The organism is Marinomonas sp. ef1, assembly GCF_002806845.1.
GTDB lineage: Bacteria > Pseudomonadota > Gammaproteobacteria > Pseudomonadales > Marinomonadaceae > Marinomonas > Marinomonas polaris.
Genome location: NZ_NHTT01000025.1, coordinates 1 through 11,774, shown reverse-complemented (window position 1 = coordinate 11,774; position 11,774 = coordinate 1). Strand labels below are relative to the sequence as shown.

Annotated in this window: 10 protein-coding genes; 3 read left to right on the top strand and 7 right to left on the bottom strand. The window is 44.5% G+C overall.

Going from position 1 to position 11,774, the window contains the following annotated elements:
- Positions 1-29: 29 nt before the first annotated feature.
- Positions 30-1,517 (bottom strand): aldehyde dehydrogenase, encoded by a 1,488-nt coding sequence (locus CCS02_RS21290; RefSeq protein WP_100187899.1) that lies wholly within the window; start codon positions 1,515-1,517, stop codon positions 30-32.
- A 282-nt stretch (positions 1,518-1,799) separates the two neighbouring features.
- Between CCS02_RS21290 and CCS02_RS21285 the strand changes: the two genes are divergently transcribed.
- A complete protein-coding gene (locus CCS02_RS21285) occupies positions 1,800-3,086 on the top strand; it encodes an MFS transporter (protein WP_072841111.1) in 1,287 nt (428 codons plus the stop codon).
- 73 nt (positions 3,087-3,159) lie between these two features.
- On the opposite strand, the gene CCS02_RS21280 is transcribed toward CCS02_RS21285, so the two are convergent.
- On the bottom strand, positions 3,160-3,768 hold the full coding sequence (locus CCS02_RS21280; protein ID WP_100637646.1) for a LysE/ArgO family amino acid transporter: 609 nt from the start codon (positions 3,766-3,768) through the stop codon (positions 3,160-3,162).
- Between the two features lie 143 nt (positions 3,769-3,911).
- On the opposite strand from CCS02_RS21280, the gene CCS02_RS21275 reads away from it, so the two are divergent.
- The gene (locus CCS02_RS21275; RefSeq protein ID WP_100187853.1) at positions 3,912-4,790 is read left to right on the top strand and encodes an ArgP/LysG family DNA-binding transcriptional regulator; all 879 of its coding nucleotides are present in this window, start codon (positions 3,912-3,914) and stop codon (positions 4,788-4,790) included.
- 86 nt (positions 4,791-4,876) lie between these two features.
- Positions 4,877-5,713, top strand: coding sequence for a UTP--glucose-1-phosphate uridylyltransferase GalU (galU, locus tag CCS02_RS21270; protein ID WP_072841113.1), 837 nt, complete (start codon positions 4,877-4,879; stop codon positions 5,711-5,713).
- A 122-nt stretch (positions 5,714-5,835) separates the two neighbouring features.
- Here the strand turns inward: galU and yjfF are convergent, their stop codons facing one another.
- The 5 genes from yjfF to CCS02_RS21245 all read right to left on the bottom strand — a co-directional run bounded on the left by yjfF (position 5,836) and on the right by CCS02_RS21245 (position 11,754).
- Positions 5,836-6,804: a galactofuranose ABC transporter, permease protein YjfF gene (gene yjfF, locus CCS02_RS21265; protein WP_198515437.1), complete on the bottom strand. Its 969-nt coding sequence runs from the start codon at positions 6,802-6,804 to the stop codon at positions 5,836-5,838.
- Positions 6,801-7,859: an ABC transporter permease gene (locus CCS02_RS21260; RefSeq protein ID WP_100637645.1), complete on the bottom strand. Its 1,059-nt coding sequence runs from the start codon at positions 7,857-7,859 to the stop codon at positions 6,801-6,803. The genes yjfF and CCS02_RS21260 overlap by 4 nt, the downstream gene beginning before the upstream one ends.
- Before the next feature lie 63 nt (positions 7,860-7,922).
- A complete protein-coding gene (locus tag CCS02_RS21255; RefSeq protein ID WP_198515436.1) occupies positions 7,923-9,494 on the bottom strand; it encodes a sugar ABC transporter ATP-binding protein in 1,572 nt (523 codons plus the stop codon).
- An 85-nt stretch (positions 9,495-9,579) separates the two neighbouring features.
- Positions 9,580-10,566, bottom strand: coding sequence for an ABC transporter substrate-binding protein (locus tag CCS02_RS21250; protein WP_100637644.1), 987 nt, complete (start codon positions 10,564-10,566; stop codon positions 9,580-9,582).
- Between the two features lie 240 nt (positions 10,567-10,806).
- Positions 10,807-11,754 (bottom strand): AEC family transporter, encoded by a 948-nt coding sequence (locus CCS02_RS21245; RefSeq protein ID WP_100637643.1) that lies wholly within the window; start codon positions 11,752-11,754, stop codon positions 10,807-10,809.
- Positions 11,755-11,774: the final 20 nt, after the last annotated feature.

The following is an 11,774-nucleotide window of genomic DNA, read 5'->3' as shown; positions in this document are numbered from 1 at the left end:
TCGAAAGCATTAATCTTTAATCATTATGATTAAAGGCGTATCCAAGTGTTTTTGATTTCAGTGTATTTTTCGAGCGCATGCCAAGATTTATCACGGCCATTGCCAGACGCTTTCACGCCGCCAAACGGTACCGTGGTATCGCCATCGCCCCAGGTATTTACCCACACCATGCCAGATTCAAGCTTACGACTAACACGATGCGCGCGAGACAAATCATTGGTCCAAATCGCCGCGCCTAAGCCATATTTAGAGTCGTTGGCAAGCTCAATGGCTTCTTCTTCGGTTTCAAAGGTCATCACCGCCAACACAGGGCCAAAAATTTCTTCTTGCACGAAACGCATCGAGTGATCGGCATCAGAGAAAATCGTTGGATTCATAAAGAAGCCTTTGCCTTGCTGATAATCAGGCACACCGCCAAGCTCTAGCGTTGCTCCGTCATCGATGGCACTTTGAATAAAACCAGACACATTATCAAACTGAGCTTTGTCGACCATTGGCCCCATTTTCGTCGCTGGATCAAGTGGATCTGCTGGCACATATTCACGGGCTGCTTTTAGTAGCTCGACCATAAATTCTTCTTTGATACTGCTGTGCAAATACAAACGTGAGCAAGCAATGCAGACTTCCCCTTGGTTGGTGAAAATAGCCGTTGCAGCGCCTTTTGCTGCGGCTTTTATGTCTTTGCAGTCATCAAACACTAAACAAGGCGATTTGCCACCAGCTTCCAACCAAACGCGCTTCATGTTGGATTGACCTGCGTACTGCATCAACATCCCAGCCACACGGCTAGAGCCAGTAAACGCCAAGGTACCAATATCATAATGTAAAGCCAGCGCCTTGCCCGCCGTATGACCAAACCCTGGCAATACATTAAACACACCATCAGGCATGCCAGCTTCAGTCGCTAATTGCGCAATGCGTAACGCACTTAATGGTGATTTTTCAGAAGGTTTCAGAATGACGCTATTACCTGCGGCAAGTGCAGGTGCAATTTTCCACATTACCATCATCAGCGGGTAATTCCACGGTGTAATAATGGCAACCACGCCGAGTGGCTCGCGGCTAATTAAGGCAAGGTTCTGTGAATTCGTTGGTGCGATTTCACCATACAGCTTATCGATGCATTCTGCCGACCAGCGCAAGCAATCAAGTGAATCTGGCACATCAATGCCGACCATTTCGGAAATCGATTTACCCATGTCGAGGGTATCAATCAAGGCTAACTCGTCTTGATGTTGTTCCAACAAGTCTGCCCATTTCTGTAAAATACGCTTGCGCTTACCTGGCGCTAATTCCGACCAAACACCGCTTTTGAAGGTTTGTTTTGCTGCAGCCACAGCCAGATCAACGTCGGCGCTGTCGCAGCTAGCGACCTTGGCAAGTAAGGACTCATCGGTTGGATTGATGCAATCGAATGTATCGCCGCTTTGCGCAGCGACAAATTGTCCATTGATGTAAGCGTTATGTGGCAGCTTAATGGTAGCTCGTAACGCTTGCCATTCTTGATAGGTTTTCATTTTATGTCCTTTCTTAAATGGTTCATTTTTCTCTTTGTCTTCTAAACTAACTGAGCTGGATAATAAAACACCATATCCCTTAGGAGGTATGTGATTTGCATAAGATATTGCCATGTTGCAATCCGTACCGTCACAATTTATGGGCTATGATAAAGTTTAGCCTAAGAATACGGGGCTTATGATTGCAATAAGAGACTCATTCGGTATAGTCAGCCGAAATAATGATCAACCCGACCCATTATGAATTTTATGTTTACTATAGAAATCCCAAAAGGACACTAAATGTTAAAGCAAACCCTGTTTCCAATCTGGAGTCTGCTCATAGGTATTGCCGTTCTCACTATGGCAAGCGCCTTGCAAAGCTCATTGATCGGTATTCGAGCCTCTATCGAGGGGTTCAATACAACGGCGACAGGTTTGATTATGTCCGCTTACTATCTTGGCTTTATTCTTGGTTCCCTTTTGGTACCAAACTGGGTCAAAAACGTGGGTCACATTCGAGTTTTTGCTGCTGTGGCATCTTTGGCTTCTATTACCATTTTGATGCAATCCGTTGTGGTTAACCCATGGTTCTGGATGTTAATGCGGATGGGCACGGGCTTATGTTACGCAGGTCTATTTATTGTGACAGAAAGCTGGTTAAACGACATCGCGACCAACAAAACTCGCGGCCGTTTATTTTCGATTTATATTATCGAAATCTGGGCAAGCCAAACCATCAGTCAGCTCTTATTGAATCTATCATCTCCTAGCGGTTATGGTTTGTTCATCTTAACTTCGGTATTAATTTCCTTAGCCGTAGTACCACTATTGTTGGTTCGTACACCATCACCTACCATCAACGTACCAGAAAAACTCAACATTCTTGGTTTGATTAAAACCGCACCTCTTGGTGTTACGGGTGTCACCATAGCTGGGGCAACCTCGGGGGCGTTATTGGGGCTTGGCGCGCTCTATGCCAAAACCATCGGATTAAATATTGCTGAAATTTCGATTTTCATCGGTGCAAGTTATGTTGGCGGGATGCTGCTGCAATGGCCAATAGGTAAACTTTCTGATCGCCAAGACCGTCGTGTAACCATACTTTGGGTCGGTGTTGTCGGCGCATTAGCGGCCTTTATTGTGCCGCTAGGTGGCGGCATAAATAGCCAAATACTAATGATGATTGGTATGTTTGCGGTGGGGGCGTTTACCTTCCCTATGTATTCTCTTGCCTCTTCTCATATGAATGACCAATTACGCCCCGAGCAAATCCTCTCTGCTAGTAGTGGCATGATATTGCTGAACGGCATTGGCGGTATGTTAGGGCCTCTAATAGCTGCGGCATTAATGGATACGCTGCAAATAAACGCCTTATTCTGGTTTGTCGCTAGTCTTAATATGACGGTTGCACTAGTTGCGCTGTATCGTATCAACCGCAAGCCAGCTATGATCATCGAAGAGCAAGGGGATCAAATCCCTGTTGCCCTTACAGTATCTTCTGTCGCAACCGCAGAAATGCTTGTCGAGGCTGACTCTTCTAACACAACGGTAGAAGAGAAAAGCCACGAGGTGGAAATCAAGCTTTAACCAGCTAAGCTCTCAAAATAACTAACGCTCAAAATAACTAATACTCAAAAACAACCACACAATGCTTGCTCTATTAAGACAAGGGTTGTGTGGCGATTTTAAGTGCAATACTCCAAATCAAAATCGCGTTAATGCGATTAAACCAACGCCAGAAAGACGCTTTTTCTAACCACTTAGCACAAAGCTTTCCGACTAAAGCCAAAGACAAAAACCACAGCACCGACGCACACACACCACCAAAAACAAACTCCCATTTTGCTCCTTGCCATTGGTTTGCTAAGCTTCCCATTAAGATCATAGTATCCAAGTAGAAATGTGGATTAAGCCAAGTCACCGCAAAGCCCATCATCACCAGCGGCCATAAAGCGAGACGCTTACTGTATTGCTGTAAAATTAAATGCTCTTCTTGGAAAGACGCTCGCCACTTACCTAAGGCAAACCACACCAAAAAAACCACGCCAGCCCAACGGGATACCGATAATAACCAATCATGACTTTGCAAGATTAACCCTAAGCCAAACGCGCCGAGCGCGATGGAAATGGCATCGCTCAAAATAAACAACAAGGCAATCGGAAACGCATAATGTCGCTTCAAGGCTTGCTCTAATAAAAAGCTGTTCTGTGCACCAACCGCGACAATCAAACCGCCGCCCGTAATCGCTCCACTCACAAATGCCAGCACAATCTTCTCCAATTTATCTATTGCCTAAAAAATTTCGTCTAAAAAGTACCTTTTAAAACGTGTCTTCTAAAAAGTGGCTTGATCTTACGCAAAGCAGGCACTAAATTAAAATCAATTAAACTAAAGTTATATTAGATAAAATTATGATGGATTATAAAGCGCTATCCTCTCTCCATGCTGTTTTGAAATTCCAAAGTTTTGACAAAGCGGCAGAATATCTGCATCTAACGCAATCCGCAGTGTCACAAAATATCAAACGTTTGGAGCAAGAATGCGGTCGCCCTTTGCTTATTCGCGCAAGACCAGTGGTTGCTACACCGCTTGGTGAACAACTTCTGGCGCATTTCAACAAGGTCACCATGCTCGAAGAAGGCTTACAAGAAACCATTCAAGGCAATCAGGCGACTCAACCAATCAGCATTGCGGTGAATAACGATACGCTCGCTACTTGGTTTACCAAGGTGGTCAGCCAGTTTTCTGCAACAGATTCCACCAAGCTACATATTAAAGCCGCCGACCAAGCTAAAACTCGCGCCTTATTACAGACAGGTGAAGTGGTCGCTTGTATTAGTCAAATTGGTACGCCAGTGTCTGGTGGGGATTCAATATTTCTTGGCAATATGTATTACGAACTGGTTGCAACACCAAGCTTTATTAAAGAGCATTTAAGAGGTGACCTTAGCGCTGAAGCTGTTCTAAAATCCCCATCTTTGATTTATGACGAACATGATGAACTCTGGGCGCGTTATCAGAATGAATGCTTAGAGGTCAAAACCGATATTAGCCACAGCCATTGGTATCCATCCTCCCATGGCTTTGTTGAGTTAGTAATGGGTGGCACAGTCTGTGCTTTAGTACCTAGTATTCAAATTAAACAGAAAATAAAAAGCAAGAAACTGGTATCCTTGCTGCCAAACAAGCGGCTGGCCTTGCCTCTTTATTGGCATTGGTACAAACTTAATTCACCTGTACTGGATCGGTTAACTAAGGTGATAAAAAGTGTCACACGAGATGCACTATAATGAGTGCGTCGCCGAAACAGGCTGGCTATGTCGTATTTCTTAGACAGCCACTTAACAAAGCACAAAGCCATTTTTAAGGAAAAATTATGATTCGCAAATGTCTATTCCCTGTTGCTGGTTATGGCACACGTTTTTTGCCTGCCACTAAGTCCATGCCAAAAGAAATGCTTCCGATTGTAAACAAGCCTTTGGTTCAATATGGCGTAGAAGAAGCGGTCAAAGCGGGTTTGGACAATGTTACTTTTGTAACGGGTCGTGGTAAACGTGCTATTGCTGACCATTTCGATATCAGCTACGAGCTTGAGCATCAAATTGCCGGCACCAACAAAGAAAAATACCTAGATGAGATTCGTTACTTAATCGACAACGTTAACTTCTCTTTTACTCGTCAAAACAACATGTTAGGTCTAGGTCATGCTATTTTGACTGGCGAGCCACTTATTGGCGATGAAGCTTTCGGTGTGGTACTAGCAGACGACCTTTGCTTTGGCGAAGACGATGGCGTAATGGCACAAATGGTTAAACTGTATAACCAGTTCCGTTGCACCATTGTTGCTATTGAAGAAGTACCAGAAGACGAAGTACATAAGTACGGTGTGATCCAAGGTGAATCCATGATGGAAGGCCTGTACCGTGTTACCGACATGGTGGAAAAACCATCTAAAGAAGAAGCGCCATCGAACCTTGCGATTATCGGTCGTTACATTTTAACACCCGATATTTTTGACAAGATCCGCAATACACCAGCTGGCCGTAACGGCGAAGTTCAAATCACCGACGCTATCTTGCAACAAGCAAAAGAAGGCTGTGTATTGGCTTATAAATTCAAAGGCAAACGTTTTGACTGTGGTAGCGTTGACGGCTTCGTTGAAGCAACCAACTTCTGCTACAAGAATATTTATAAAGATGCGACCGAAGCGTAATTTAGCTCACAGCAAATAATTGCACCAAAATAAAGCAAATACAGAAACAAAAAACCAGTGTCATTTGACACTGGTTTTTTTATGCATGATTGCAACTTGATACTTTTATACAGATAAAGTGGTTAGTTAGCCGAGCGTTTTTTCACCCACACCACAATGCCTTTTTGCAGCAAGATAAAGAACAGTAACAAACCGCCAACCGCGAGTTTTGTCCACCAACTGTTTAGCGAGCCATCAAACGTAATTAAAGTTTGAATAATGCCTTGGATCATTCCTCCCAAGAAAGTACCAAACACATAACCCACGCCACCCGTTAACAAAGTCCCGCCGATAACTACCGCAGCAATAGCATCTAATTCCACCCCAACGGCTGCGAGTGGATACGCAGAACCTGTGTAGATCGCAAAGATCACCCCTGACATGGCGCTGTAAAAGCCGCTCAACGCATATATTTTAATAATGGTCTTTTTTACAGGCACACCCAACAAAGCGGCAGAATGACTGTCTCCACCCAAAGCATATACGCTCATGCCAAAACGCGTTCTACGAGCAATTAAGATCCCCAGCGCCAACAACACCAGCATAGCCATGGCAATAAAGGTCAAACCACCGCGTCCTGGCAGAGGAACATAAATATCGTATAACCCAGCAATAAAAGGATGATCAATCGGTACCGCGTCTAGGTTGATTAAATACGCCAAGCCTCGAAACAAAAACATCCCCGCTAAGGTAACAATAAATGCCTGAATCTCGAAAAACGCAATAATCACACCCATTGCGGCACCAAAGGCCACACCGACAACCAACGCAATACCAATAGCAAACAAAGGATGCATGCCCGTATTGGAAATCAGATACGCCATCAGCACGCCGATAAAGGCGATCATTGATCCAACCGATAAATCGATACCACCAGACAAGATAACAAATGTCATACCAATAGCAGTAATAATCAAAAACGCGTTATCAGTTAATAAATTTGAAAACACCAAGGTGTCACGAAAGCCTTGGTATTGGTACATGCCAAAACCGTACAGCATGATGAAAACCAGTAAGGTTGCCAATATCGGCAAATTACGTTCGTTAATCATGGTTTTGCACTCCTCTTATCAGTACTAGCTTTACCAGCACTGCTTTTGCCTGCATTCTTATTCTTCGAGAAGAAGCCTGACAACCATTGACGTGTTTTAGGCGATTGAATCAACAATACCGCAAGGATGATGGTCGCTTTCACCACCAAATTGTATTGAGCTGGCAAACCACTAGTGAGAATCGCGGTGGTTAGGGTTTGAATAATCAGCACACCAACAATCGTCAGTAACAAATAAATACGCCCGCCCGCTAAAGATGCACCGGCTAAAACCACTGCTAAGATAGCATCCAGTTCTAACCATAATCCGGCGTTATTGGCATCCGCACCACGAATGTCCGCCGCGAGAATAATACCGCTCATCGCCGCACAAAAACCCGAAAAAACATAGGCAGACAACACCAGTAAGCGCGCTTCGATACCAACCAAACGACTGGCTCGCACGTTGGCGCCAACCGCTTCAATAAACAAACCAAGCGCGGTTTTTCGCATCACTAGAACAGTCAGTACAATCATACCTATCGCAATCCATACACGAATAGGGAATGCTAAGAAATAGCCATTACCAATGGCATCCAAAACATCAGAATGAAAAGTGACGATTTGTCCTTCAGTAATCATCTGTGCGATACCGCGACCTGCCACCATCAAAATTAACGTAGCGACGATTGGCTGGATGTTAAACACAGACACTAAGATGCCATTCCACAAGCCACAGACTACGCCAGTGCCGAGTGCACATAAAACAACCAACCACACAGGAAAGTCTGTATTCACCGTCAATACGGCCGTCACCGCACCAGAAATAGCGATCACCGCACCTACCGATAAATCAATACCACGAGTACCGATTACCACCGCCATGCCCAATGCCACCAAAGCAGTTGGTGTTGCGCGATGCAGAATATCTAACAGGCTACCAAACAGATGTCCGTCAACGATTTTAATACTCAAAAAACCAGGCGTTATCGATGCGGTGACCAAAATAATCAGCACCAGCGACAACAAGGGCGCGAGTGTTTTTTGATGTTTATGCAGAAAATTATTCTTTTTCATAGAAACGGCTACTTTGAATATTTGCTTATAAAAGAGATTAATCGAGAGACTTTCTATCGCACTTTAACTCGCAATCGTGCGTAATATCGCTTGCTCTGAAACCTCATCACCATGAAGCTCCGAGACTTTATGATGGTCTTTCATCACTACCACCCGATGAGCAAACATAACCAACTCTTCCAGCTCAGAAGATGCGACTAATAGACCCATGCCTTGTTCACAAAGCTCTTTAATGATCTGGATAATTTCATGGTGAGCACCGATATCAATGCCACGTGTTGGCTCGTCTAATATCAGTAAGGCAGGATGCGTAATCAACCAACGGGCAAGAATCACTTTTTGCTGATTGCCACCACTTAACTCGCCAATGGGTTTGTCCATATCAGGCGTTTTTATCGCCAAACGATGAATCATTTCTTCTACTAAGTTTTGCTGCTCTGCCATGGAAATCGGCGACCACCAACCTTTGCTCGCTTGCAGCGCAAGAATCATGTTTTCTCTGACGCTCAATTCAGCCACGATGCCGTCTTGCTTGCGGTCTTCTGGGCAATACCCCATGCCGACCTGAATAGCATGACGCAAAGAAGACTTAGTCAGTGAATGCTTACCAAGCGTGACTTCGCCTTGATCCGGCTTCACCGAGCCATAAGCCAATTCACAAAGCTCAGTACGACCAGAGCCCAACAAGCCCGCCACACCGACAATTTCCCCCGCAGCGATACTTAAATTTAAAGGCTGCAGATAGCGTTGCTTGCCGACATTATTTAACTGTAGAAGCTCAGTACGCTCTCGTTTAATGGAATGGTCATGAGCGGTTGGGGCAAGATCCTCTAAGGATTTACCTACCATGTGACTGACCAAATCGGAACGAGTCAGCTCGGCGGTTTTAAAAGTACCAATGCACTCTCCATTACGTAACACCGTGATGCTATCGGTAATACTGTAAACCTGATCTAGAAAGTGCGTTACAAAGATGATGCCTAGCCCTTCGGATTTCAAACGTTCCATCAAATCGAATAACTGCTTGATTTCATCACTGTCTAAACTGGCAGTCGGCTCATCTAATATCAGCATTTTGGCCTGCGTACTTAAGGCACGGGCAATCGCCACTAATTGCTGAATCGCAATCGAATAAGTGTCTAACTGGCGCAATGGATCTATCTCTAAACCGACTTGCGCTAGTAACTCTCTGGCGCGGATTTCAGCTTTCTTCCAGCTAATCAGACCAAAGGTTTTTTCTTGATGCTGTAATGTCAGGTTTTCCATGACGGACATGGTAGGAATAAGGTTAACTTCTTGATAAACCGTACTGATGCCTAAACGCTGAGCGTGGCCACTATCTGACGCATTGATCAAGCTACCATCTAATAGAATCTCACCACCGTCTCGCGGATACACACCGGTCAGTACTTTAATTAGGGTGGATTTACCGGCACCATTTTCGCCCAGCAAAGCGCGAATCTCGCCCTGTTGAATCTGTAAAGACACATCATTAAGAGCTTGAACGCCGGTAAAAGATTTAGAGAGATTTTTGATTTCTAATAAAGGACGAACCGCGTTTTGCGCTTCTTTGCCCCTTTCTTCGACTATCAAGGTTTCTTTGGCTTGCACGCTTTCTTTGACTAAATGCGACATGAACTGCAGTCTCCATTTTGACGAACATAAATAAGCAAAAACAAAACGTACCTAGACATCAAAAACGCCTAGGTACGTCGCTATATTATTTACGCTTCGCGTATTCCGCAGCCGCTGTATCAGGAAGATACAATGGACCATTTGCTTTGATCCACTTGTCGACTTTAGTACCTTTTTTAGACGCTAGAATCGCATCAAATGCTGGGCCACCAAGATGAGGATTCAACTCGATAGTAGCATTCGCTTCGCCATCAGCCATAGCTTTAAAGATATCTGGAACCGCATCGATAGAAACCACTAAAATGTCTTTGGTTGGTTTCACGCCAGCTTCTTTCATTGCTAAAATCGCGCCCAATGCCATGTCATCATTGTGAGCAAACAGTGCGCAAATATTCTTCGCACCACCTTCCGCTTTCAAGAAACTTTCCATAACTTCTTTACCGCCAGCACGAGTAAACGAACCAGACTGAGAACGGATAATGGTCATATTTGGAAAGTTACTGATGATAGAGTCAAAGCCCGTCTTACGATCAATCGCAGCAGATGAACCAACTGAACCTTGCAACTCAACAATGTTACAACGACCATTGGTTTTTGCTGCCAACCAAGATGCAGCTAATGAACCTTCTTCTTTAAAGTCAGAAGCCACTTTAGTTAAGTACAAACTTGGATCTGCCGCTACACCACGGTCAATTAACACAACAGGGATTTTAGCGCGTTGCGCTTCTTTCAATACTTGATCCCAGCCAGTTTCCACCACAGGAGCAAGCAAAATACCGTCAACACCTTGCGCGATAAATGAACGCACGGCTTTAATTTGGTTTTCTTGCTTTTGTTGTGCATCAGAGAATTTTAGATCATAGCCACGGCGTTCAGCCTCAGCTTTAATGGATTCGGTTTCAGACGTCCGCCAGCCACTTTCAGAGCCAATTTGCGAGAAACCTATCGTAAGATCTGCTGCCATCGCCGAAGCAGACAACACAGGAAGTAATACAGAAAAAGTTGTCAACATAGCCTTGCGTTTGAATGCACCCAGCCATGGCAACGAAGAACGAACGGAGAGAGATTGCATACTAGATTCCTTTTTGTTTTTGTTGTGATCTATTCTGAGCGCCACACACCCGTCATTAAAGACAAGCCAACACCCTGAGATTCACAATATATCCCTAACACTTACCTTTCAAATGCAAGTTACAGCAAACCTCATATCAATATTGATATGAAAGAACACCGTAACATGACTTTTTCATCCACAAAGTAGCATCTTTCAGCCACTACACAAAATGGCACTTTTCAAACATTAAAGAGGACGTTACATCAAATACAACTGACTCAACCAAACGCTCACTGGCAAGGTAATAATAGACAACAAAGTCTGCATCGTAATATAAGCCGACATTCTATCCGCATCACCGCCCAACTGACGTGCCAAGGCGTAAGCCGATGTTGCGGTCGGTACCACACCAAATAACACCGCCACCAAAGCAGGTAAACCACGAACATCCAGCCACCAGCACATCAAGCCAATCACCAAAGGAAACACCACAAAACGTGCGAGCGAAGACATCACAAAGGTCATGCCGACAGAGCGAATCGTCTCAAAGCGCACACTAGCGCCAACCGCCAACAACACCAATGGCAAGGCTGCTTGAGACAACATCCCCAGCACATCAGAGACCAAAATAATCGGCGTCAGTCCGAGTAAATTCAAACTACTGCCAAGCAAGATCGACACAATCAAAGGATTGCGAATCAAAGCTCCACTTAACAAACGTGGTAAGGATGTTGAAGACGAACTATCCGTCGAAGACGGCCCATGCATCAAGGTCATAGACACCACTAAAAACACATTAATAGAAGGAATCAACACCGATGCACCCAACGCTGCCAATACCAAACCATCATTACCATACAAACTCCCCGCCAACGCCAACATAACAAAGGTGTTAAAACGCACACCCGCTTGCAACATAGACGACGCCGTCGGCGCAACCACCTTCATCAGCCAAGTACTGACAAATACAAAAACAGCAGTCACGAACAAAGCAAACAACAAAATAAAGGCATACTTTGGCAACATGGGATTGCTGAAATCGATCTGCGAAGTTTTACTAAACAACAAAGCAGGAAACAGCACCCAATAGGACAACTTATCAACGCCAGACCAAAAGCCCTCCATCGGAAAACGCCAACGCTGACAAACAGCGCCAGCCATCAATAGCAAAAATACCGGCAACACTGAAAGAGAGAGAGAAAACACGATTACCCCTTAAAAAATAG